The sequence below is a fragment of the Streptomyces iakyrus genome (assembly GCF_000717055.1).
In the GTDB taxonomy this organism is placed as follows: Bacteria; Actinomycetota; Actinomycetes; order Streptomycetales; family Streptomycetaceae; genus Streptomyces; species Streptomyces iakyrus.
On sequence record NZ_JNXI01000013.1, the window covers coordinates 176546 to 200646 of the forward strand.

The following is a 24101-nucleotide window of genomic DNA, read 5'->3' on the forward strand; positions in this document are numbered from 1 at the left end:
TCATGCTCCTTGGGCATGGGACGGTGTCTCTGCGGCCGGGCTCGAAGGACTCGACGGACTTGTGGGAGAAGTCTGTCCCTCGGTGGCCGGTCCAGCGGCGGAGGGCCCGCCCTTGCGTGCGCGCCACGCGTTACGCAGCATTTCGTGCCACCGCGGACGCTTGCGCGGCGGGACATGGTCCACACCGCCCAGCGACCACGGGTTGCACCGCAGGATGCGCCATGCCGTGAGTGCCGTTCCCTTGATGGCACCATGCCGGTCGATGGCCGTGTAGCCGTAGTGGGAGCACGACGGGTAGTACTTGCAGACCGGCCCGAGCAGCGGACTGATCGTCCACTGGTAGAGCTTGATCAGAGCCAGCAGCGGGTACTTCATCGGGCGCCCCCTCCCAGCAACCGCTGGAGAGCGGCATCCAGGTCTCGGGCCAGCTGTGCATGGTCGGCGTCGCCCGATCCGGGCAGCGCTCGTACGACTACCAGGCTACCGGGGGGCAGCTGGGCGACTCGCTCGCGCATCAGGTGGCGAAGCCTGCGCTTCACCTTGTTGCGCACGACCGCGCCACCCACTGCTTTGCTCACGACGAAACCCGCACGCGTCGGGGGAGCGCTCTCCCCAGGCGCATGCGGGTCCGTGGCACCGCTACGAAGGTGGACGACGAGGTGCGGGCGCCCTGCCCGACGGCCTCGCCGTACCGCGGTCGCGAAGTCCTCGCGCCGCCTCAGCCGGTTCTCGGTGGGCAGCACGACGTCATGACCTGATCGGAATCAGGCGGACAGACGGGCGCGACCCTTGCTACGGCGGGACGCGAGAATCGCGCGGCCGGCACGGGTGCGCATACGCAGCCGGAAGCCGTGGGTCTTCGCGCGACGACGGTTGTTCGGCTGGAAGGTGCGCTTGCTCACTCGGGGGCTCCAGAAAGAATCGGTGGTTGCGGGGTGCCGTCCTGGCTGTCACCGTGCGCCCACGAGTAGCTCGCAGTTACGCCCGAGTGCACCGCTGACCGATCACCCAAATGATCTGTGCCCATCGGAGGCAGGCGGCAGCAGCCATCGACAACTCGACCTGGTTACGGTACGCGCGGCTACGCCATCCGGTCAAACCAGGAGTCGCCGGGAGACACTTGTCCACAGGCTGGGGACAACAACTTGAACCCTACCGGCCGCCCTGACTACCGTGACGGAACTCCGATTCGTTCCCTTATCCCTGCCCCACCCGATTTACATCCCGAGCCGTCCCAGAACCACACGTTCGTGGGACCTGTGAGAGAGCGTGCCCTGTGGCTGACGTACCTGCCGATCTTGCCGCAGTGTGGCCACGCGTATTGGAGCAGCTCCTCGGGGAGGGCCGCGGCCAGGGGGTCGAAGGGAAGGACGAGCACTGGATCCGGCGCTGCCAGCCCCTCGCGCTGGTCGCGGACACTGCCCTGCTCGCCGTGCCGAACGAATTCGCCAAGGGCGTACTGGAGGGCCGGCTGGCGCCGGTCGTCAGCGAGACGCTGAGCCGCGAGTGCGGCCGCCCGATCCGGATCGCGATCACCGTCGACGACTCCGCGGGCGAGCCCCCCGCCACGCCGGCACCCCCGGCCCGCTCCCAGCCGCGCTACGAGGAGCCCGAGCTCCCGGCCGCACGCCAGGACCGCGACGGATACGACCGGCCCGAGCGCGACGCCTATGACCGCCAGGACCGCGACGGGTACGACCGGCCGGACCGTGGTGACGGATACGACCGGCCCGACCGCGACGGGTACGACCGCCCCGACCGTGACACCTACGACCGCCAGGACCGCGACGGGTACGAGGGGTACGGCCGCCACCGCGCCGACCAGCTGCCCGGACCGGCCGGTGACCAGCTTCCGCCTACGCGCGCAGATCAACTTCCCACGGCCCGTCCCGCGTACCCGTCCGAGTACCAGCGCCCCGAGCCGGGCGCCTGGCCCCGCCCGCCGCAGCAGGACGAGTACGGCTGGCAGCAGCAGCGCCTCGGCTTCCCCGAGCGTGACCCGTACGCGTCACCCGGACAGGACGCGTACGGCTCCCAGGACTCGTACTCCCCGCAGGACTCCTACGGCGCCTCCCCGCAGGACTACCGTCCGCAACCCATGGAGCGCCCCTCCTACGAGCAGCCGCGCTCCGACTACGAGGCGCCACGCCCCGACTACGACCAGCGCGACCCGGTGCGCCGGGAACTGCCCGAGCCGCCGGCCGGCTCCGGGCACGTGCACCGGGGCGGCCCGGTCGGCCCGAACCTGCCGACGACAGGCGCGCCCGGCCCACTGGCCGCACAGCCCGCGCCGGCGACCGGCCCCGGCGAGCCCACCGCCCGTCTGAACCCGAAGTACCTCTTCGACACGTTCGTGATCGGCGCCTCCAACCGCTTCGCCCACGCGGCCGCGGTCGCTGTGGCCGAGGCACCGGCGAAGGCGTACAACCCCTTGTTCATCTACGGGGAGTCCGGGCTCGGCAAGACGCACCTGCTGCACGCGATCGGGCACTACGCGCGCAGCCTCTACCCGGGCACGCGGGTGCGGTACGTGAGCTCGGAGGAGTTCACCAACGAGTTCATCAACTCCATCCGCGACGGCAAGGGCGACAGCTTCCGCAAGCGGTACCGCGAGATGGACATCCTGCTCGTCGACGACATCCAGTTCCTGGCGGACAAGGAGTCGACGCAGGAGGAGTTCTTCCACACCTTCAACACGCTCCACAACGCCAACAAGCAGATCGTGCTGTCCTCCGACCGGCCGCCGAAGCAGCTGGTGACGCTGGAGGACCGGCTGCGGAACCGTTTCGAGTGGGGACTGATCACGGACGTCCAGCCACCCGAGCTGGAGACCCGGATCGCGATCCTGCGCAAGAAGGCGGTGCAGGAGCAGCTGAACGCGCCGCCGGAGGTGCTGGAGTTCATCGCCTCCCGGATCTCGCGCAACATCCGCGAGCTGGAAGGCGCCCTGATCCGGGTCACGGCGTTCGCGTCGCTCAACCGGCAGCCGGTGGACCTGGGCCTGACGGAGATCGTCCTCAAGGACCTCATCCCCGGCGGCGACGATTCCGCGCCCGAGATCACCTCGACGGCCATCATGGGCGCGACGGCGGACTACTTCGGGCTGACCGTCGAGGACCTGTGCGGCACCTCGCGCGGCCGCGCCCTCGTCACCGCCCGGCAGATCGCCATGTACCTGTGCCGTGAGCTGACGGACCTGTCGCTGCCGAAGATCGGGGCGCTGTTCGGCGGCCGCGACCACACCACGGTGATGCACGCGGACCGCAAGATCCGCAATCTGATGGCCGAGCGCCGCTCCATCTACAACCAGGTCACCGAGCTGACCAACCGCATCAAGAACGGCTGACGGCGACGGCCGTACCACCACTGAGGGCGCCCCCTGAGGCTTCGGGGGCGCCCTTTCTCATGCACAGCAGCCCCTGGGCCGGCGCGACGGCACCCCACCCCCCGGCACCTGATCGCAACCCGCTGTTCGAATAGCTGCCGGGTTACGGCCTCCCTCCACAGATTCGTGGACTTTCTGCCGTCCACATCCTGGGGACCGGGAAGTTGTCCAGATCGCGTCCACAGCAACCACTGTTGATAGACCATCAGGCCAGCTCAGGTGCTTGTGGATTCGTGGACGAAGGATCTCCACAGACTGTGGACGACGAGATGATCCACAGGCTGTGCACCGAGTTGTCCACCGGCCGCCCACAGGCTGAGGAGAGTTGTCCCCAGCAAACCGTCGCTTCTCCACATGCCTGTCCACTGTTCGGCAACGCGACGCGCCTCCTCACCGGGTCGAGTGAAAGGCGTCACACAAAGGTGCCGGGTTGGGCTGTGGGAAAGGTGGGTAAAGCTGGGGACGACGCTGGGGAGAACTCGCCTCCGCCTGTGCACGGCGTGTGCAGAACTTTCTGTTCTCCACAGATACGCCCGGTTGTCCACCGCCTCCACCCACAGGGCCCGTGGACAAAATTCCTGCCCTGAGCTGGGCAAACGAGGTTATCCACGGTATCCACAGCCCCTACTACTACTCCCGACTAGAGAGAGCTGGGAATCCGTTTCGAAGGGGGCCCTGTGCACAACTCGCTCTTCGGTGCCCGGCTGCCCCTCGTCACGACTTGACCCCGAGAGGCACCTACTGTCAGTGCGGTGCGTCAGACTGGTCCCCGGTGTCCTCCCCCTCACAGGGACCGTCGACACCGAGACAGACGACGAGGGCCAGGCAGAGCGAGAAGCGCCGGCAACAGCAGGAGGCGGCAACAGTGAAGATCCGGGTGGAACGCGACGTACTCGCGGAGGCAGTGGCCTGGGCGGCACGCAGCCTCCCGGCCCGTCCGCCGGCGCCTGTCCTCGCCGGCCTGCTGCTGAAGGCCGAGGAAGGCCAGCTGAGCCTGTCGAGCTTCGACTACGAGGTCTCGGCGCGGGTGTCGGTGGAGGCCGAGGTCGACGAGGAGGGCACGGTCCTGGTCTCGGGCCGCCTGCTCGCGGACATCTGCCGTGCGCTCCCCAACCGGCCGGTGGAGATTTCCACAGACGGTGTACGGGCGACCGTGGTCTGCGGCTCGTCCCGGTTCACACTCCACACCCTGCCTGTGGAGGAGTACCCGGCCCTGCCGCAGATGCCGAACGCGACGGGCACGGTCCCCGGCGAGGTCTTCGCCTCCGCCGCCTCCCAGGTCGCCATCGCGGCCGGCCGTGACGACACGCTGCCGGTGCTCACGGGTGTCCGCATCGAGATCGAGGGCGACACCGTCACGCTGGCGTCCACCGACCGCTACCGCTTCGCGGTCCGCGAGTTCCTGTGGAAGCCGGAGAACCCGGAGGCGTCCGCGGTCGCCCTGGTGCCCGCCAAGACGCTCCTGGACACCGCCAAGGCCCTGACCAGCGGCGACCAGGTGATCCTGGCACTGTCCGGCTCGGGCTCCGGCGAGGGCCTGATCGGCTTCGAGGGCGCCGGGCGCCGTACGACGACCCGCCTGCTGGAGGGCGACCTCCCGAAGTACCGCACGTTGTTCCCGACGGAGTTCAACAGCGTCGCCGTCATCGAGACCGCCCCCTTCGTGGAGGCCGTCAAGCGTGTGGCCCTGGTCGCCGAGCGCAACACCCCGGTGCGGCTGAGCTTCGAGCAGGGCGTGCTCATCCTGGAGGCGGGCTCCAGCGACGACGCACAGGCTGTGGAAAGGGTGGACGCCCAGCTGGAGGGCGACGACATCTCGATCGCCTTCAACCCCACGTTCCTGCTGGACGGCCTGAGCGCCATCGACTCCCCGGTGGCCCAGCTGTCGTTCACGACGTCCACCAAGCCCGCGCTGCTCAGCGGCAAGCCCGCGCTGGACGCCGAGGCGGACGACGCCTACAAGTACCTGATCATGCCGGTGCGCCTCAGCGGCTGAGCCCGTCCGCGACGCCGGAGATCGTCGGCGGCTGTCCACAGGCTGAGGACAAAGCCGCAGGTGAGGGCCTACGACTGAGCGCGTATGCCCACAGATGTGCGCGAGCGTCCGGGTTTAGGCTCGGAGCGGGTACGAAAGTGCCGCGCGGTACGCACGTGCCGCCACGCCACGTCGCAGAACCTAAGGAAAACAACTGATGGAGCTCGGTCTCGTCGGCCTCGGCAAGATGGGCGGCAACATGCGCGAGCGGATCCGCCGCGCAGGTCACACCGTCCTCGGATTCGACCGCAACCCGGACCTCGCCGATGTCCACAGCCTGGAAGAGCTGGTGGGCAAGCTCAGCGGGCCTCGCGTGATCTGGGTGATGGTCCCGGCCGGTGAGGCCACGCAGACCACGATCGACCAGCTCGCCGAACTCCTGGAGCCCGGCGATGTCGTCGTGGACGGTGGCAACTCCCGCTGGACCGACGACGTGAAGCACTCCGAGGAGCTGGCGGCCAAGGGCATCGGCTTCGTCGACTGCGGTGTCTCCGGCGGTGTCTGGGGCCTGGAGAACGGCTACGCGCTGATGTACGGCGGCGACAAGGAGCACGTCGCGAAGGTGCAGCCGGTCTTCGACGCGCTCAAGCCGGAGGGTGACTCCGGTTCGGTGCACGCCGGCAAGGTCGGAGCGGGCCACTTCGCGAAGATGGTCCACAACGGCATCGAGTACGCGATGATGCAGGCCTACGCCGAGGGCTGGGAGCTCCTGGAGAAGGTCGACTCCGTGACCGACGTCCGGGAGGTCTTCCGCTCCTGGCAGGAGGGCACGGTCATCCGCTCCTGGCTGCTCGACCTCGCGGTCAACGCGCTCGACGAGGACGAGCACCTGGACGAGCTCCGGGGTTATGCACAGGACTCCGGCGAGGGACGCTGGACGGTGGAGGCGGCGATCGACAACGCGGTGCCGCTGCCGGCGATCACGGCGTCGCTGTTCGCGCGGTTCGCCTCCCGCCAGGAGGACTCGCCCCAGATGAAGATGATCGCGGCGCTGCGGAACCAGTTCGGCGGCCACGCGGTCGAGAAGAAGTAACCGAGCACCGAGGGAGGTCGGCGAAACGACCATGCACGTCACGCATCTGTCGCTGGCCGACTTCCGCTCGTACCCCCGGGTCGAGGTCCCGCTCGACCCCGGGGTGACGGCCTTCGTCGGGCCGAACGGGCAGGGCAAGACCAACCTCGTCGAGGCCGTCGGCTATCTCGCCACCCTCGGCAGTCACCGGGTCTCCTCCGACGCCCCTCTGGTCCGCATGGGCGCCGAGCGCGCCATCATCCGGGCGCAGGTCCGGCAGGGCGAGCGTCAGCAGCTGGTCGAGCTGGAGCTGAACCCGGGGCGTGCCAACCGGGCCCGCATCAACAGGTCGTCGCAGGTCAGGCCGCGTGACGTGCTGGGGATCGTACGGACCGTGCTGTTCGCGCCCGAGGATCTCGCGCTGGTCAAGGGCGACCCCGGGGAGCGGCGTCGCTTCCTCGACGAGCTGATCACCGCGCGTTCCCCGCGTATGGCCGGGGTCCGTTCCGACTACGACCGGGTCCTCAAGCAGCGCAACACCCTGCTGAAGTCGGCCGCGCTGGCCCGCCGGCACGGTGGTCGCACCATGGACATGTCCACCCTGGACGTGTGGGACCAGCATCTCGCGCGCGCGGGCGCGGAGTTGCTGGCCCAGCGGCTGGACCTGATCGCCACGATCCAGCCGCTGGCCGACAAGGCTTATGAGCAACTCGCGCCCGGCGGCGGCCCGGTCGCGCTGGAGTACAAGCCGTCCGCGCCGGGCGAGGCGCACACCCGCGAGGACCTCTTCGAACAGCTGATGGGCGCGCTCGCGGAGGCCCGCAAGCAGGAGATCGAGCGCGGGGTGACCCTGATCGGCCCGCACCGGGACGAGCTGGTGCTCAAGCTCGGCCAGCTCCCGGCCAAGGGCTACGCCTCCCACGGCGAGTCCTGGTCCTACGCGCTGGCGTTGCGGCTGGCCTCGTACGACCTGCTCCGGGCGGAGGGCAACGAGCCGGTGCTGGTGCTCGACGACGTCTTCGCCGAGTTGGACACCCGCCGCCGTGAGCGCCTCGCCGAACTGGTGGCCCCCGGTGAGCAGGTCCTGGTGACGGCGGCGGTCGACGACGACGTACCGCATGTGCTGTCCGGGACGCGGTTCGCGGTGTCCGAGGGGACGGTGGAGCGCGTATGACGGAGAACACATCCGGCGACGCCCCCAAGACCCCCAAGAGCCCCGAGCCCTCCGGTGTCGACCTCGCGCGCGTGGCGTTGCGCGCCGCGAAGGACGCCGCACGCGCGCGTGGGGAGGCGGCGCAGCAGAAGAAGCAGGCGCGCCGCGGGGGGCTGCGCTCCGGCGCGCGCGCCGACGGCCGCGATCCGATGGCGCTCGGCTCCGCGATCAACCGGCTGATCACCGAACGCGGCTGGGAGGCGCCGGCCGCGGTGGGCGGTGTGATGGGCCGCTGGCCGCAGATCGTCGGCGAGGACGTGGCCAAGCACTGTGTGCCGGAGAGGTACGACGAGGACGAGCGGGTCCTGATCGTGCGCTGTGACTCGACGGCCTGGGCGACGAACCTCCGGCTGCTCGCGCCCACGCTGGTCGCGCGCCTCAACGAGGACCTGGGCCACGGCACGGTGCAGTTGATCAAGGTGCAGGGCCCCGGTGGCCCCGCTCGCCGCTACGGGCCGCTGCGCGCTCCCGGCAGCACCGGTCCGGGCGATACGTACGGCTGATCTGCACCGGTTTCCCACCCGTCGACAGCACGTGACCGACTTCACATCGAGGGCTTCCGTCCGCCGTTTCGGAGGGCCGGCGGTGCTCCCGTCGTGTGCCCGCACACGGTTGCGGATCGCGACCTGACTCCTAAGTAGCCAAGGGTTGACGGCCGGAAGCGCTGAGTGCCTCCGTGAGCCTCTTGGAGCCCCCATCCGTATATCGGGAGTAGGACGAGACCCGTCGAGGGCGGCACATGCGGACTCAGGTACCGGCAAACCCCCATCAGTGTCAGTGCTACCGGTAGACTGGAAGCAATCCCGCCCCACTCGCTGGGGACCGTCCGGGAAAAGCTGAGCAACGCTGATCAAGGCTTACCAACGCAACATGCCGCAGCCGCTCCGGCAACCCGCCGACGAGCCTGGCTCGTGCTGTGCCAGAAAGGGCGCTTCGTGGCCGATTCCGGCAACCCCAACGAGAACATCCCGTCCACCGACGAAGGCGTGAGCAGCGAGGCGATCACCTCCAACAGCGAGGTCACCGCCTCGTACGACGCCAGTGCCATCACCGTCCTCGAGGGTCTGGACGCGGTCCGCAAGCGACCCGGCATGTACATCGGCTCGACCGGTGAGCGCGGTCTGCACCACCTCGTGTACGAGGTCGTCGACAACTCCGTCGACGAGGCGCTGGCGGGGCACGCGGACACGATCCAGGTGACGATCCTGGCCGACGGCGGCGTCCGCGTCGTCGACAACGGCCGTGGCATCCCGGTGGGCATCGTGCCGTCCGAGGGCAAGCCGGCCGTCGAGGTCGTGCTGACCGTGCTGCACGCGGGCGGCAAGTTCGGCGGCGGCGGCTACGCGGTCTCCGGTGGTCTGCACGGCGTCGGTGTCTCGGTCGTGAACGCCCTGTCCAGCAAGGTCTCCGTCGAGGTGAAGACCGACGGCCACCGCTGGACGCAGGACTACAAGATGGGCGTCCCGACGGCCCCGCTCGCCCAGCACGAGGCCACGGACGAGACCGGCACGTCGGTCACCTTCTGGGCCGACGGCGACATCTTCGAGACCACCGACTACTCCTTCGAGACGCTCTCGCGGCGCTTCCAGGAGATGGCGTTCCTCAACAAGGGCCTGCGCATCAACCTCACCGACGAGCGCGAGTCGGCGAAGGCCACGGCCGGCGCCGACGAGGCCGGTGCGGACGAGAAGGACGAGGTCAAGGCCGTCTCGTACTACTACGAGGGCGGCATCGTCGACTTCGTGAAGTACCTCAACTCCCGCAAGGGCGAGGCGGTCCACCCGACCGTCATCGACCTGGAGGCCGAGGACAAGGACAGGCAGCTGTCCCTCGAGATCGCCATGCAGTGGAACGGCGGCTACACCGAGGGCGTGTACTCCTTCGCGAACATCATCCACACCCACGAGGGCGGTACGCACGAAGAGGGCTTCCGGGCCGCGCTGACCTCGCTGATCAACAAGTACGCGCGCGACAAGAGGCTGCTGCGCGAGAAGGACGACAACCTCACGGGCGACGACATCCGCGAGGGTCTGACGGCGATCATCTCGGTCAAGCTGAGCGAGCCGCAGTTCGAGGGCCAGACGAAGACCAAGCTGGGCAACACCGAGGCCAAGACGTTCGTCCAGAAGGTCGTCTACGAGCACCTCGCGGACTGGCTGGACCGCAACCCGAACGAGGCCGCGGACATCATCCGCAAGGGCATCCAGGCGGCCACCGCGCGCGTGGCGGCCCGCAAGGCCCGTGACCTCACCCGCCGCAAGGGCCTGCTGGAGACCGCGTCCCTGCCGGGCAAGCTCTCCGACTGCCAGTCGAACGATCCCACCAAGTGCGAGATCTTCATCGTCGAGGGTGACTCCGCCGGCGGCTCGGCCAAGTCCGGCCGCAACCCGCAGTACCAGGCGATCCTCCCGATCCGCGGCAAGATCCTGAACGTCGAGAAGGCGCGGATCGACAAGATCCTGCAGAACCAGGAGATCCAGGCGCTGATCTCGGCCTTCGGCACCGGAGTCCACGAGGACTTCGACATCGAGAAGCTCCGCTATCACAAGATCATCCTGATGGCGGACGCCGACGTCGACGGCCAGCACATCAACACCCTGCTGCTGACCTTCCTGTTCCGCTTCATGCGGCCCCTGGTCGAGGCCGGTCACGTGTACCTCTCCCGCCCGCCGCTCTACAAGATCAAGTGGGGCAAGGACGACTTCGAGTACGCGTACTCCGACCGCGAGCGCGACGCCCTGATCGAGATGGGCCGCAACGCGGGCAAGCGCATCAAGGACGACTCCGTGCAGCGCTTCAAGGGTCTCGGTGAGATGAACGCCGAGGAACTGCGCATCACGACCATGGACCAGGAGCACCGCGTCCTCGGCCAGGTCACCCTCGACGACGCCGCCCAGGCCGACGACCTGTTCTCGGTCCTCATGGGCGAGGACGTCGAGGCCCGCCGCGCGTTCATCCAGCGCAACGCCAAGGACGTCCGCTTCCTCGACATCTGAGTCGGTCTCAGCTGACCGCACAGGGAAGGATCTTCACCAGCAATGACCGACGAGAACACTCCCGTGACGACGCCCGAGGGTGACGCCCTGGCCATGCGCGTCGAGCCTGTCGGGCTCGAGACGGAGATGCAGCGCTCGTATCTCGACTACGCGATGTCCGTCATCGTCTCGCGTGCGCTGCCGGACGTCCGCGACGGCCTCAAGCCCGTCCACCGCCGTGTGCTGTACGCCATGTACGACGGCGGCTACCGCCCCGAGCGCGGCTTCTACAAGTGCGCCCGTGTCGTCGGCGACGTCATGGGCAACTACCACCCGCACGGCGACTCCTCCATCTACGACGCGCTGGTCCGTCTCGCGCAGTCGTGGTCGATGCGCATGCCGCTCGTCGACTCCAACGGCAACTTCGGTTCCCCGGGCAACGACCCGGCCGCGGCCATGCGGTACACCGAGTGCAAGATGGCGCCGCTGTCGATGGAGATGGTCCGGGACATCGACGAGGAGACCGTCGACTTCACGGACAACTACGACGGCCGCTCCCAGGAGCCGACCGTCCTGCCGGCCCGCTTCCCGAACCTGCTGATCAACGGCTCGGCCGGTATCGCGGTCGGCATGGCGACCAACATCCCGCCGCACAACCTGCGCGAGGTCGCCGCCGGCGCCCAGTGGTACCTGGAGAACCCCGAGGCCTCGCACGAGGAGCTGCTGGACGCGCTCATCGAGCGCATCAAGGGCCCGGACTTCCCGACCGGCGCGCTCGTCGTCGGCCGCCGGGGCATCGAGGAGGCGTACCGCACCGGCCGCGGCTCCATCACCATGCGCGCGGTCGTCGAGGTCGAGGAGATCCAGAACCGCCAGTGCCTGGTGGTCACGGAGCTGCCGTACCAGGTCAACCCGGACAACCTCGCCCAGAAGATCGCCGACCTGGTCAAGGACGGCAAGATCGGCGGCATCGCGGACGTCCGCGACGAGACCTCCTCGCGCACCGGTCAGCGCCTGGTCATCGTGCTGAAGCGGGACGCGGTCGCCAAGGTCGTGCTGAACAACCTGTACAAGCACACCGACCTGCAGACCAACTTCGGCGCCAACATGCTGGCGCTGGTGGACGGCGTGCCGCGCACGCTCTCGCTCGACGCGTTCATCCGGCACTGGGTGACGCACCAGATCGAGGTCATCGTCCGCCGTACGCGCTTCCGGCTGCGCAAGGCCGAGGAGCGGGCGCACATCCTGCGCGGCCTGCTGAAGGCCCTGGACGCCATCGACGAGGTCATCGCGCTGATCCGGCGCAGTGACACCGTGGAGATCGCCCGCGGCGGCCTGATGAGCCTGCTGGAGATCGACGAGATCCAGGCCAACGCCATCCTCGAGATGCAGCTGCGCCGACTGGCCGCCCTGGAGCGCCAGAAGATCGTCCAGGAGCACGACGAACTCCAGGCGAAGATCAACGAGTACAACGAGATCCTCGCCTCCCCGGTCCGCCAGCGCGGCATCGTCAGCGCCGAACTGGCCGCGATCGTCGAGAAGTTCGGCGACGACCGCAAGACGACGCTGGTTCCCTACGAGGGCGACATGTCCATCGAGGACCTGATCGCCGAGGAGGACATCGTCGTCACGGTCACCCGGGGCGGCTACATCAAGCGCACCAAGACCGACGACTACCGCGCCCAGAAGCGCGGCGGCAAGGGCGTGCGCGGCACGAAGCTCAAGGAAGACGACATCGTCGACCACTTCTTCGTGTCCACCACGCACCACTGGCTGCTGTTCTTCACCAACAAGGGCCGTGTCTACCGCGTCAAGGGCTACGAGCTGCCGGACGCCGGCCGGGACGCGCGCGGTCAGCACGTCGCGAACCTGCTCGCCTTTCAGCCGGACGAGGCGATCGCCGAGATCCTGGCGATCCGCGACTACGAGGCGGTTCCCTACCTCGTGCTTGCCACCAAGGCCGGACTGGTGAAGAAGACGCCTCTGAAGGATTACGATTCGCCCCGTTCGGGCGGTGTGATCGCGATCAACCTCCGGTCGATGGAGGACGGTTCGGACGACGAACTGATCGGAGCCGAACTGGTCTCGGCGGACGACGATCTGCTCCTGATCAGCAAGAAGGCCCAGTCGATCAGGTTCACCGCCTCGGACGACACCCTGCGGCCCATGGGCCGTGCCACCTCGGGTGTCAAGGGCATGAGCTTCCGCGAGGGCGACGAGCTGCTCTCGATGAATGTTGTTCGACCCGGTACGTTCGTGTTCACTGCCACAGACGGCGGGTACGCGAAGCGGACCAACGTCGACGAGTACCGCGTCCAGGGTCGCGGCGGTCTCGGCATCAAGGCTGCCAAGATCGTCGAGGACCGTGGATCCCTCGTCGGCGCGCTGGTGGTCGAGGAAACCGACGAGATCCTCGCCATCACGCTGTCGGGCGGTGTGATTCGTACGCGAGTCAACGAGATCAGGGAAACCGGCCGTGACACCATGGGCGTCCAACTGATCAATCTGGGCAAGCGCGATGCCGTCGTGGGCATCGCTCGCAACGCCGAGGCGGGACGCGAGGCGGAGGAGGTCGACGGCGACGTGGTCGTCGACGAGACCGCCGAGGGCGCCGCGAGCGGCACGGACGAGGGTGAGGCGCCCTCGGCCGAGTAGGCACGAGGAGTGAGTCAGCGTGAGCGGAGCCACGGGCGCCGGACCGGCCGGAACCTCAAGGGGTACGGAAGCGGACGACGGCGGCCGTGGCTCCGCCGCGCGTGCGGCGGACCCGCACACGACCAACCTGAAGGCGATCAAGTCCCCGACCAAGGACGCGCCCGCGCCTGACTCGCATGAATCACAGGGGGGAACTGTGACGGACACCCGAGGTCCGAAGACCAAGCAGCCCAAGGCCGGCACGGGCCCGTCCGCCTCCGGCGCGCAGCCGCAGCCGGCCGCGCAGGAGCCGGGCGCGGCCTCGCCCCTGCCCGGGGAACGGCAGGGGCAGCAGCAGGCCGGGCCGTACCACCCTCCGCAGGCCTATCCGGCGCAGCAGGCGGCGGCCGGAGCGGGAGCGGGCGCCGCCACGGGAGCCGTACGACGTCCCCGCACGGGGGCGAGCACCACGCCGCGGGTCCGCAAGGCGCGGCTTCGGGTGGCGAAGGCCGACCCGTGGTCGGTGATGAAGGTCAGTTTCCTGCTTTCCATCGCCCTGGGCATCTGCACGATCGTCGCGTCGGCCGTGCTGTGGATGGTCATGGACGCGATGGGTGTCTTCTCGACGGTCGGCGGCACGATCTCCGAGGCCACGGGTTCGAACGAGTCCAACGGCTTCGACCTGCAGGCCTTCCTGTCGCTGCCCAACGTTCTGATGTTCACGTCGGTCATCGCGGTCATCGACGTCGTCCTGGCGACGGCCCTCGCGACCCTCGGCGCGTTCATCTACAACCTGTCCGCGGGCTTCGTGGGCGGTGTCGAGCTGACCCTCGCCGAGGACGAGTGACGTCACCTTCGCCGCTGTCCTGACGGGGTCCCGCCAACCGATTTTGGGACTGCCCATGTCGTGCGCTAATCTTCAGGAGTCAGCGCGCGGGACACACCGCAGAGCGCGGCGGGGCTATAGCTCAGTTGGTTAGAGCGCATCCCTGATAAGGATGAGGCCACAGGTTCAAATCCTGTTAGCCCCACCAGCCTGAAACCCCCAACCATTCGTGGTTGGGGGTTTTCGTTATTCGGGGAGGGGCTGCGTGACCATGAGCTTGGGGCGGGACGCTTGGGCCAAGGTTCTGGACAGCGACCCGGCACGGGTTCGCTGGGCCTGGCGGACGTGTCAGGCCGGGGCTGCCGGTCAGGAGGCCGTGGGCGGGTCCGGACATGCGTAAGCCCGGCCGCTCTGCCGAGCTGCCGGGCTGTGTACGCAGGATCGCCGGGGTGTTGTTCCGGGGGTTCAGCGCTGGAGGGGCGTGAGATGGTCCGCTTCCGCGTCGGGGTCCTCGTCGGCGCAGTCGGTGGCGGGGGAGACCGTCGTGTCCGCGGGCGAGCGGTGCCGGCAGCGGGGGGTCTTGCCGTGCGCCTCGGCGCGGATGCGCTGCTTCATCGTGGGGGGCAGGGCCCTGGGTGCGGACCTGGGGAACGTCGCGGGTGCCGCCGTCCGCTGCTGCGGGATGCTCGCGCCGTTGCTGTTGCTCTTCTGCTCGCTCTGCGGTACGGCCGCGGCGGCGGTCGTGGTGACGAGTCCGAGCGTCGTGCACAGCGTCAGGAAGGCGGTGACGATGGCGGTCCACAGCTTCATGACCTTGTTCCGGGCCATGGCCCCTCACTTTCGGGTCGGGCGATTTGCGTACTTTCCTCATGATGTGTATGGGGATCGAGAAGTGGTGGATCTCCGCCCGTGGCGCGTCGATGTTCTGATGAACACCACCCGGATGGCCGCAAGAGGGTAGAAAAGGTGAGGAGAGGCGCGAAGGGAGGTCAAAGTAACCGTCCGTCGGGGTGTGATCACCCTCCGATCGGAGCGGTGGAATCCGCTTCTATCGCGGTTCCCGGGACGGGAGTTGAGGGCCGACTCAGGTCACCGATCGGTATCGGTCGGTGTGTATAGTCGGGCGCCAGAGGTCCCCTACGTCAACGAAAGACGAGGTCGCGCGGTGAAGAAGCTTCTCCTGGTCGCACTGGCCGCCATCGGCGGGCTCCTCGTGTACCGCCAGATCCAGGCGGATCGCGCCGAGCAGGATCTGTGGACGGAGGCGACTGACTCCGTGCCCACGGGTTCGTGAGTCACGACAACCCATACCGAGCACACCCCGGCCGCCTCGCGGTCGGGGTTTTGTGTGCCGAGAGCCGGTCGTGAACCCGGCCGGCGCGGCAGGATGGGCCACGGCACGGCTTGGGGGCCCGGAGACGGTGAGGGGTGGCGCGTGAGAGGACGGTGCCGTACGGCGTGGGGACGGCGCGCGGGGGCCTGGCGCCACCGTCCGGTGGCGGCCGTGCGCCTGGGAGCCCTGGCCGTGGCCCTGGGAGCGGCAGCGGCCGCGGTGTCGCTGCCGGCCGCTGCCGCCGCACTCACCTCCGGAACGCCGAGCCCGTACGCCTTCGCCGAGGGCGCACAGAGCGTCGAGGGAGCAAGGAGCACGGGCAACGCCCCCCTCCTGAAGCCCGGCGGCACCTACAAGAGCTCCCTGCCGGGCAGCGGCAAGGTCAGCTACCGTCTCGACCTCGACGCCGCGTCGAACGCCTACGTCTCCGTCACCGCCGCCCCCTCCCCCGGCAGCACCGTCTCCGTCATCGACGGGGTCAGAGTGACCGTCCAGGACGCCGAGGGCAACACCTGCTCCACCGACAACACGAGCTTCGGAATCGCCCGCAGCCCCCATCCCATCGCGGCATGGGGCATGCGCCAGATCTCGCCCGGCAAAACGCTGTGCCAGAAGGCCGGCGCCCACTACGTGACCGTCGAGCGCGTCGACCCCGACGGCGAAGGCTCCTCACCGGACGCCTGGGACCTGGAACTCGTCGCCATGACGGAACCGCGGACGGCGAAGACCGGGCCGACCAGCGCGCCCGGGGTATGGAACTCCGCCACCCCCCAGCCGCTCCAGGGAGAAGCCGAGCGCCGCGAGGGCGGCGCGGGATTCACCGGTGCCACACCCATCGACCAGGGCGTCTGGCAGGACGACATCCGCCCCGGACAGACACTCTTCTACGCGGTGCCCGTCGACTGGGGACAGCAGATCTCCGTCACCGCGGAACTCGGCAGCACCGACTCCGGCAGCACCGACTACATCTCAGACGCCCTGGACCTGACCCTCTACAACCCCGCGCGCGGAGACATCGCCGACGTCGGCGTGGGCTACAACGGCGGCCAGAACTCCGGAAGCCTGCCTGCCCTGCCACCGGCCGACCACGCCAACCGCTACGCCGCCACCGCACAGGTGAGCGCGCTGCGCTTCGCCGGCTCCTACTACCTCGTCGCCCACCTCTCGGAGGGCGTCGCAGCCGCCTACGGGGACGGGCCGTTCCCGATGACGCTGCGCGTCCGGGTGAGCGGGCAGCCGCAGAGCGGTCCCGAGTACGTGGGGGAGTCCGAGCCGAAGGGCGTCTTCGAGGTCTCGGACCAGGACCGGGAGGCAGCCGCGGAGGGCGTCGCCGCGGGCGACGACACCGCCATGAGGGTGCTCGCCGTGGGCGGCATCGGCACCGGAAGCGCACTGCTGGTCGGACTCGGCGTGTGGACCGTGCTCGCCCGGCGCGGAACCGCCGCGTAGAGCGCGCGGGCCCCTGCAACGGCCTCAGATCCGGGTCAGGGCCCAGAACCCCACGGCGTAACAGGCCAGCGCGAGCAGCAGCACCGGGATCACCACGCCGGCCGGAGGGCCGGGGTGGGAAGGCCGCCGGGTCCGGTGCCGTGACGGCGTCTGGCCGCTCGACGGAGCCTGCGGGGACTGCGGAGCCTGCGAGGAATGCGGGGCCTGCGGGGACCGGGCGGTGTACGAGGCTGTCGAGGCGTCCGTGCGGTACTGCTCCGCAGGAGGCAGGGGCGGACCGGAGTACACCGGGGGCAGCGGCTGTGCGGGCGACAGCCGGTGCGTCGGGTCGTAGGGGGAGACCGGCGGCTGCTGGTGCGGTGCCGCCGCCTGCTGCCCGGGCGCGGGGGAGGAGGTGACGGTGGCCTGCGGAGGCGGCAGATGGAAGCTGCCGGTGTCCGACATGGAGGCCGGCCGGGCCGAGCCGCCCGACGGGTCAACGGCACGTCGCGGGTCGCTGGGCGTCTCCCGTGCGTGGTGCCGGTAGGCCTCGGCGGACTGCCCGCCGGACACCGACAGCGCACCCTCGCCCTCTCCCTGCCGCGCCCGCTCCTCGCCCCTCCCCGCCGAATCGGACCGCCCCTCTCCCGGGCCCAGCCCCTTCGTCCGCTCCAGCGGCCCCTCGGGGGCGAACCCCCTGGGAAGCGGGCCGAGTTGGTCAAAAATCTCGATCAGCTCGTCGTCCGGCCCCGGCTCCGGCAGGAGCTCCGCGGCGGCCGCGAGCGCCTTGCGGGCCCCCGTGGCCGTACGGAACCGCGCCTCTGGATCCGGCTGCAGCAGCATGGCCACCACCTGCCACAGCGGCTCCGGAATGCCCTGGGGCGCACCGGGTGTCCCGTGCTCGGCGAAGTACTGGATCAGCGCCTTGCTGTCCGGCTTGGCGCCCTCCAGCAAGTACAGCGCGACCAGCCCCACGGCGAACAGATCCGCGGTGAAGTCCGGTTCGGCACCCATCATCTGCTCGGGCGCGAGATAACCGGGCGTCCCCACCACGAGGTTGGTCTCCGTCAGACGGGGCTCACCCAGCCGCATCGCGATACCGAAGTCCGACAGCCGCAGCCGCGGCCGGCCCGTGCCGGTGGCCTCCAGCAGCACATTGGCCGGCTTCACGTCACGGTGCACCACATCCTCCGCGTGCACCGCCGCCAGACCCGCCAGCAGCTGGTCGAGCAGAGTGCACACGAACGCCGGCGGCAGAGGACCGTAGTCCCCGACGAGATGGACGAGTGATCCGCCCGCGACCAGATCCATGGTGAACAGGACCTTGTCGTCGTCTGCGGCCCAGCTCGTGGGGGCGAGCACATGAGGATGATCGATCCGCAGCGCCTGCTCCCGCACGAACCGCAGCAGCGAGTGCGCGTCGCTCTGGAGCAGAACCTTCGCGGCCACGTAGCGACGCCGGCGATGATCCCAGGCGCGCCACACGGCGCCGACCCCTCCGCGCCCGATCGGGTCGACCAGTTCGTACCGGCCGGCGAAGACCTCACCCATGGCTGTACGTCGCTCCTCCCCCTGCGGCTTCCCCCCTTGCTTCCCCCCGGCGAGCGCTACGACTCCCCGACGGACGAAACAGCTCCCCCGAGCCCCCCGGCTCCCCCGGCACTCCCCCGGCACTCCCCCGATGAGCGATACATCCCCCTCGCGTCGAACGGTCCCCCGTACGGAACACGCCCCCTCGTGCCCGTCCGTACCGTGACGCATCCCCCGTCACCTCACCCGCCGCCCGCAGCCGAACCCCCTTCGGCACCGGGCGGCAGGATCAGTTCTGGTGGGACTGGTAGTGCGAGACCGCATCCGAGGTGCGGCCGGCGCCGTAGACCCGGAGGAACTCTGCCAGCTCCGGATGGGTCGGGGCGAGAGTGTCGGCGGCATCGATGATGTCGCCCGCCGCCGCCACCGACCGCAGCAGCGACTGGATCTCGCGCACGACGCGCTTGACCGTGGGCGCCCCCGAACTGCTCGTCGTCTGCGTGGTGTTGCTGAGCACCGACCCCCCTTGTGACTTCTTGATCTCCTCCATGCGCTCGGTGGCCTCGGCCGCGCTCACACTGCCGTCCGCGACCTGCCCCGCCAGGTCCTGCAGCAGCTGCACCCGCTGCACGACAGCCGGGTTGCCGATCTTCGCCCGCTGACCGCTCATCAGCTGCGACAGCATCGGCGCGGACAGTCCCAGAACCCCCGCGAGACGAGCCTGGTTGAGACCAAGATCGTCGATAAGCCTACGGAAGAGCGCCCCCAGCGGCTCCCCATACCAGTTCCGCTGCAGTTCCCGCGCTCTTGCGGTCGCTTCCTGCTGTGCGGCGTCCATTGCGTCTCCCCATCGCTTCCCCATGTACGGCGGTTCGCGGTAGCGAACCACCGCCGAGCATCTTACGGAGAGTGGTCGTCGACGGGGACCCCCAATCTTTTTGCGGAACCACGGGGGTGACCCGGTACTCTGGTCTCCGACGCCCGCCGGGACGCGATTCCTCCGGTCGGACGTCCCCTCACGGGGCCTTAGCTCAGTTGGTAGAGCGCTGTCTTTGCATGGCAGATGTCAGGGGTTCGACTCCCCTAGGCTCCACTCGACAAAATGCCCTCCGAACTGCAAAAACGCAGTCTCGGAGGGCATTTTTGCGCAGCCGGGCGCAGGCCGGCGGCGAGTGTTTCACGTGAAACAGCACGGCGGGGCGGGAGACCCTCAAGTCTCCCGCCCCTTCCACGCGGCGAAAGCCCCGCCCGCAAGAACGCCCAGAAGCAGCAGCGACTTCGCGGCCTTACCGGCCTTGGCCCGCCGCTCATGCTTGCGGACCAGCTTCTGGATCTCCTTGGACGAGACCTGACCGCGTAGCGCGGCCATGGCGGCCATACTCCGGGCCGCAGCCTCGGTCGTGACAGGCACGGCCGCGGCCACCGCCTGCTCGATCCTCGGCCTGGAGTAATCCGCCGCCTGACGGGCAGCCTTACGCGTGCGCTCGGCGGCTTCCTGGGCGGCCTGGTCGACCTTCGGCGGCACATGCGTGCGGGCCTGCTCCAGATACGGCTGCACATGGGCGCCGTACTGGACACGCGCCTGCCCTGCGGCCTGCGTCACCTTGGGCGCTAGCCGTACGCGTGCCTCGTGTGCGTAGTGCGCGGCCCTGTCCTTGGCCGTGTCGGCGTAGGGCGCCACCACTTCCGCGGCGTGCAGCACGCTGTCCTTCGCCGAACCAGTCGCGGCGCGCACGCTGTCGATGCGGGTCACGGGTTCCTCCTCCTCGGTGGCGTACGGTATTTCGACTTTCCACCCTTTTACGGATCATGCCTCCCGACGCACGACCAGGCATGCGCGGAAGGGCATCCGGGTCACGAGACTCGGCATCCAACGCCGATCACGTGCGATAGCGGATGAATAGGGGGCAACAGGAGCTTGTCGTCGACAATGCCACGGATCGCCGCCCAGCGCCCCCGCCCCGGGCCTACTCGACTGGATTTCCGCGACACCCGCCGAGGGTTTCCCCCAGCCGCACCGAGGCCGCACGACGCGAAGGCCCGTCCGTGCGAGGATCAGGGAGTCACAGAAAGACAACGGAAGGCAGATCGTGGCTGAGCAGCTCTACGCCACCCTGAAGACCAATCACGGCGACATCGAAGTCCGGCTCCTGCCGAACCACGCGCCCAAGACGGTCAAGAACTTCGTCGAGCTCGCCCAGGGCGAGCGGGAGTGGACCCACCCCGAGACGGGCCAGAAGTCCACGGACAAGCTCTACGACGGCACGGTCTTCCACCGGGTGATCAGTGGCTTCATGATCCAGGGCGGTGACCCGCTGGGCAACGGCACCGGCGGACCCGGCTACCAGTTCGAGGACGAGTTCCACCCTGACCTGCGCTTCGACAAGCCCTACCTGCTGGCCATGGCCAACGCCGGTCCGGGCACCAACGGCTCGCAGTTCTTCATCACCGTCTCCCCGACGGCATGGCTGAACCGCAAGCACACCATCTTCGGCGAGGTCACCGACGCCGCCAGCCAGAAGGTCGTGGACACCATCGCCACGACCCAGACGAACCCCCGCACCGACCGCCCGCTGAACGACGTGGTCATCGAGTCGGTCGTCATCGAGACCCGCTGAGCGAAGGCTCCCGCAGGGAACCAATCGCCCCGCCCATCCGTAAGGATGAGCGGGGCGGGCTTTTCTCACACAACCTAGGGGATGACCATGGACGACCAGGCTGCGGGCAGCCCGCAGGACGCCCACAGCGTCCCCATGTGCTACCGCCACCCGGACCGCGAGACGGGCATCCGCTGCACCCGCTGCGAGCGCCCCATCTGCCCCGAATGCATGGTCAACGCCTCCGTCGGCTTCCACTGCCCCGAGTGCGTCCGAACCGGCTCCGGCACCGGCCACTCGCCCACGGCCGCCATGCCCCGGACGATCGCCGGCGGCTCCATCGCCGCCGACCCCCGGCTGCTGACCAAGATCCTCATCGGGATCAACCTGGCCGTCTTCATCGCCGTCCAGGTCCACGAGTCGCTCCTCAACGACATCGTCCTCCTCGGCGCCTGGCCGCCCGCGCCCTTCACGCCCACACAAGGCGTGGCGGGAGGCGAGTGGTACCGCATGGTGACCTCGATGTTCACCCACCAGGAAATCTGGCACATCGCGTTCAACATGCTCAGCCTGTGGTGGCTCGGAGGCCCACTCGAAGCGGCACTGGGCCGCGCCCGCTACCTCGCGCTCTACTTCATCTCCGGCCTCGCGGGCAGCGCGCTGGCCTACCTGCTGGCCTCCCCCAACACGGCCACCCTCGGTGCCTCCGGCGCCATCTTCGGCCTCTTCGGCGCGACCGCCGTCCTGATGCGCCGGCTCAACTACGACATGCGGCCGATCATCGCGCTGCTGGCGATCAACCTGATCTTCACCTTCAGCCCGGGGTTCAACATCTCCTGGCAGGCCCACATCGGCGGCCTGGTCGCCGGAGTCGTCGTCGGATACGCCATGGTCCACGCCCCGCGCGAGCGCCGCGCACTGGTCCAGTACGGCACCTGCGCCCTGGTCCTGGGAGTGGTCGTGCTCATGACCGTGCTGAGGACGGCACAGCTCACCTGAGCAGGCGTTGTCCACAGCGGGTGTCGGATCTTGTGCATACGGTGCGGGAACACATGTGCCCCCTGTCACTGACCTGCGTTTCCGCAGGTCAGGCAGGGGGCGAACAGGTTTTCGAGCGCCGGTACTTCCGTCATACCGGCGTCAACGTCCAACGGGTTATCCACAGATCGTCTTCATTATCCCCATGTGGATAACCTCTGTGGATAACTCAGCGAACACCCCTGGGCAGAGCTGTGTTCACCGTGCGGTGACCGCTACTTCCACTGGGTCGAGACGCCGAATCCGGCGGCGATGAAGCCGAAGCCCACCACGATGTTCCAGTTGCCCAGCGAGTCGATGGGCAGGGAGCCGTCGGTGACGTAGAAGACGACGATCCAGGCCAGGCCGATGAGGAACATGGCCAGCATGACCGGCGCGACCCAGGCACGGTTGCTCAGCTTGATGGCGGTCGTCTGCTTGGCAGGCGGCGGCGTGTAATCGGCCTTCTTGCGGATACGTGACTTCGGCACGAGGGTCTCTCCTGTCGATGCGCTGCGTGGCCGCGCAGGTAACTGGGTCGGTCTCGGGGCAGCGTAAGGGGACTCCGATTGCTCCCCCGGGCGTCCGTTAGCGTAGTGCTTCCGCCGCGCCGAAGGAGATAAGGGTACGTTGAGCAATTCTGCCGACTCCCCCGGGACGGGATCCACCCCTGAGCGCACGCGGCGTTTCCGGCCCGTTCGCATCCTCACGGCGGCCGTGTTCGCTCTCGCGGGTCTCATTTTCTTCACCAGCTTCAACACCGCCAAGGGCACCAACATCCGCACGGACACCTCCCTGCTGAAGCTGTCCGACCTCATCCACGAGCGCAGCCAGGAGAACGGTGAGCTGGATGAGACCAACGGGGCCCTGCGCAAGGACATAGAGGCCCTGGCCGAGCGGGACGACGGCAGCACCAAGGCGGAGGACGACAAGCTCTCGGCCCTGGAGAAGCGCGCGGGCACGCAGAAGCTCAAGGGCGACTCGCTGACGGTCACGCTGAACGACGCCCCGCCGGACGCCACGGCCAAGCTGCCCGGCTATCCGGAGCCGCAGCCGGACTACCTGGTCATTCACCAGCAGGACCTCCAGGCCGTGGTGAACGCGCTGTGGCAGGGCGGGGCGAAGGGCATCAAGGTGATGGACCAGCGGCTGATCTCCACGAGCGCGGTGCGCTGCGTGGGCAACACCTTGATCCTTCAGGGTCGGGTCTACTCGCCGCCGTACAAGATCACGGCGGTCGGGAACCCGGGCAAGCTGCAGCAGGCGCTCGCGGCGTCGCCGGCGATCCAGAACTACATGGTCTACGTCAATGTCTACGGGCTCGGATGGAAAGTCGAGGAGAACGGCCCGGTGACTCTGCCCGGCTACTCGGGCACAGTGGATCTGCATTACGCGAAGCCAGTGGAGCAGTAGCCGGACCGGGGGAGCTGCCGGTGCGCGTGATCGTCAGGACCGTCAGCGAACTGTGCATCACCGTCGGCAGCCTGATCGTGCTGTTCGTCGTCTACGTGCTCTTCTGGACCGGCGTGCAGGCCGACGGCGTCATGGACGACCAGATCGACCTGCTCCGGGAGGAGTGGTCGAAGCCCCGTCCGCCGGCCGGTGGCACCGCGAGTCCTGAGAAGCCCGCGCCCTACGCCGAGGGCAGGCCTTTCGCGATCATGTACATCCCGCGGCTTGGTTTCACGTGGAACAAGCCCGTGCTCGAGGGCACCGCCACCGGCACGCTGAAGAAGGGCCTCGGTCACTACGCGGAGACCGCCCAGCTCGGGCAGAGGGGCAATTTCGCGGTCGCCGGTCACCGCCGCACCTACGGCGATCCCTTCAAGGACTTTCCCGAGCTCAGGCGGGGTGACGCGGTGGTGCTGACCGACGGCACGACCTGGTTCACGTATCGGATCGACAAAGGCCCGTACAAAACAGTTCCGTCGGACATCGAGGTGATCGACCCTGTCCCACGTACATCCGGGTACACGCGTTCGGGCCGGTATCTGACGCTGACCACGTGCGAACCGGAGTGGGGGCACAGTCATCGGCTGATCGTCTGGGCGCACCTGGACTCCACCCAGCCCGTGGAGGCCGGGAAACCGGAGGCGCTGCGCCGTTAGTCTGGTGG

At 68.7% G+C, this 24101-nt stretch carries 21 protein-coding genes, 2 tRNA genes and 1 pseudogene; 16 read left to right on the plus strand and 8 right to left on the minus strand.

All coding sequences use genetic code 11. The features are described from left to right. Genes yidD through rpmH form a run of 3 tightly spaced genes read right to left on the minus strand, consistent with a single transcriptional unit; the run spans position 1 to position 902 of the window. Positions 1-375 (minus strand): membrane protein insertion efficiency factor YidD, encoded by a 375-nt coding sequence (gene yidD / locus OO68_RS44190; protein ID WP_078625382.1) that lies wholly within the window; start codon positions 373-375, stop codon positions 1-3. Next, entirely contained in the window at positions 372-743 is a 372-nt protein-coding gene (rnpA, locus tag OO68_RS44195) for a ribonuclease P protein component (RefSeq protein WP_078625383.1), read from the minus strand. Before rnpA ends, yidD begins: the two co-directional genes overlap by 4 nt. 21 nt (positions 744-764) lie before the next feature. Next, a complete protein-coding gene (rpmH, locus tag OO68_RS44200) occupies positions 765-902 on the minus strand; it encodes a 50S ribosomal protein L34 (RefSeq protein WP_003956500.1) in 138 nt (45 codons plus the stop codon). 374 nt (positions 903-1276) lie between these two features. Here rpmH and dnaA point away from each other — a divergent pair, with 374 nt between their 5' ends. The 9 genes from dnaA to OO68_RS20790 all read left to right on the plus strand — a co-directional run bounded on the left by dnaA (position 1277) and on the right by OO68_RS20790 (position 14288). Further along, entirely contained in the window at positions 1277-3346 is a 2070-nt protein-coding gene (gene dnaA, locus OO68_RS20750; protein WP_043458398.1) for a chromosomal replication initiator protein DnaA, read from the plus strand. 904 nt (positions 3347-4250) lie between these two features. After that, positions 4251-5381 carry a DNA polymerase III subunit beta gene (gene dnaN, locus OO68_RS20755; RefSeq protein WP_033309904.1) on the plus strand — a complete coding sequence of 377 codons (1131 nt, stop codon included), beginning with the start codon at positions 4251-4253 and terminating at the stop codon, positions 5379-5381. Positions 5382-5577: 196 nt separating this feature from the next. Beyond that, positions 5578-6453, plus strand: coding sequence for a phosphogluconate dehydrogenase (NAD(+)-dependent, decarboxylating) (gnd, locus tag OO68_RS20760; RefSeq protein ID WP_033309905.1), 876 nt, complete (start codon positions 5578-5580; stop codon positions 6451-6453). Between the two features lie 31 nt (positions 6454-6484). Next, entirely contained in the window at positions 6485-7606 is a 1122-nt protein-coding gene (gene recF / locus OO68_RS20765) for a DNA replication/repair protein RecF (protein WP_033309906.1), read from the plus strand. After that, entirely contained in the window at positions 7603-8148 is a 546-nt protein-coding gene (locus OO68_RS20770) for a DciA family protein (protein ID WP_033309907.1), read from the plus strand. Before recF ends, OO68_RS20770 begins: the two co-directional genes overlap by 4 nt. 432 nt (positions 8149-8580) lie before the next feature. Next, complete coding sequence (gene gyrB / locus OO68_RS20775; RefSeq protein ID WP_209442602.1) at positions 8581-10641, plus strand: DNA topoisomerase (ATP-hydrolyzing) subunit B; 2061 nt, start codon at positions 8581-8583, stop codon at positions 10639-10641. A 42-nt stretch (positions 10642-10683) separates the two neighbouring features. Next, positions 10684-13275 carry a DNA gyrase subunit A gene (gene gyrA, locus OO68_RS20780; protein ID WP_033309909.1) on the plus strand — a complete coding sequence of 864 codons (2592 nt, stop codon included), beginning with the start codon at positions 10684-10686 and terminating at the stop codon, positions 13273-13275. 19 nt (positions 13276-13294) lie between these two features. Further along, positions 13295-14101, plus strand: coding sequence for a DUF3566 domain-containing protein (locus OO68_RS20785; RefSeq protein WP_033309910.1), 807 nt, complete (start codon positions 13295-13297; stop codon positions 14099-14101). Positions 14102-14211: 110 nt separating this feature from the next. Continuing rightward, positions 14212-14288: transfer RNA gene (locus OO68_RS20790), tRNA-Ile, on the plus strand. A 257-nt stretch (positions 14289-14545) separates the two neighbouring features. Here the strand turns inward: OO68_RS20790 and OO68_RS20795 are convergent. After that, entirely contained in the window at positions 14546-14908 is a 363-nt protein-coding gene (locus tag OO68_RS20795; RefSeq protein WP_033309911.1) for a DUF6344 domain-containing protein, read from the minus strand. A 337-nt stretch (positions 14909-15245) separates the two neighbouring features. Here OO68_RS20795 and OO68_RS47170 point away from each other — a divergent pair, with 337 nt between their 5' ends. Both OO68_RS47170 and OO68_RS20800 read left to right on the plus strand, forming a co-directional pair. Beyond that, positions 15246-15374: a DLW-39 family protein gene (locus tag OO68_RS47170; protein ID WP_003999697.1), complete on the plus strand. Its 129-nt coding sequence runs from the start codon at positions 15246-15248 to the stop codon at positions 15372-15374. A gap of 93 nt (positions 15375-15467) precedes the next feature. Next, positions 15468-16862 (plus strand): hypothetical protein, encoded by a 1395-nt coding sequence (locus OO68_RS20800; RefSeq protein ID WP_403549816.1) that lies wholly within the window; start codon positions 15468-15470, stop codon positions 16860-16862. Positions 16863-16886: 24 nt separating this feature from the next. On the opposite strand, the gene OO68_RS20805 is transcribed toward OO68_RS20800, so the two are convergent. Then, positions 16887-18392 (minus strand): protein kinase domain-containing protein, encoded by a 1506-nt coding sequence (locus tag OO68_RS20805; protein WP_033309913.1) that lies wholly within the window; start codon positions 18390-18392, stop codon positions 16887-16889. A 268-nt stretch (positions 18393-18660) separates the two neighbouring features. Beyond that, the gene (locus OO68_RS20810) at positions 18661-19209 is read right to left on the minus strand and encodes a helix-turn-helix domain-containing protein (protein WP_033309914.1); all 549 of its coding nucleotides are present in this window, start codon (positions 19207-19209) and stop codon (positions 18661-18663) included. Positions 19210-19391: 182 nt separating this feature from the next. Between OO68_RS20810 and OO68_RS20815 the strand changes: the two genes are divergently transcribed. Continuing rightward, positions 19392-19464, plus strand: a tRNA-Ala gene (locus OO68_RS20815). 132 nt (positions 19465-19596) lie between these two features. Here OO68_RS20815 and OO68_RS20820 read toward each other — a convergent pair. Beyond that, a pseudogene (locus OO68_RS20820) lies at positions 19597-20124 on the minus strand (DUF5324 family protein); the annotation flags it as partial. A gap of 337 nt (positions 20125-20461) precedes the next feature. Here OO68_RS20820 and OO68_RS20825 point away from each other — a divergent pair. Together OO68_RS20825 and OO68_RS20830 are read left to right on the plus strand one after the other, a co-directional pair. Then, complete coding sequence (locus OO68_RS20825) at positions 20462-20989, plus strand: peptidylprolyl isomerase (protein ID WP_033309915.1); 528 nt, start codon at positions 20462-20464, stop codon at positions 20987-20989. Between the two features lie 87 nt (positions 20990-21076). Continuing rightward, a complete protein-coding gene (locus OO68_RS20830; RefSeq protein WP_033309998.1) occupies positions 21077-21967 on the plus strand; it encodes a rhomboid family intramembrane serine protease in 891 nt (296 codons plus the stop codon). A 254-nt stretch (positions 21968-22221) separates the two neighbouring features. On the opposite strand, the gene crgA is transcribed toward OO68_RS20830, so the two are convergent. Next, positions 22222-22476, minus strand: a complete 255-nt coding sequence (crgA, locus tag OO68_RS20835; protein WP_030846986.1) for a cell division protein CrgA — start codon at positions 22474-22476, stop codon at positions 22222-22224. 139 nt (positions 22477-22615) lie between these two features. On the opposite strand from crgA, the gene OO68_RS20840 reads away from it, so the two are divergent. Next, entirely contained in the window at positions 22616-23398 is a 783-nt protein-coding gene (locus OO68_RS20840) for a DUF881 domain-containing protein (RefSeq protein WP_033309916.1), read from the plus strand. Positions 23399-23418: 20 nt separating this feature from the next. Further along, positions 23419-24093, plus strand: coding sequence for a class E sortase (locus OO68_RS20845; protein ID WP_033309917.1), 675 nt, complete (start codon positions 23419-23421; stop codon positions 24091-24093). The last annotated feature ends 8 nt before the right edge of the window (positions 24094-24101 follow it).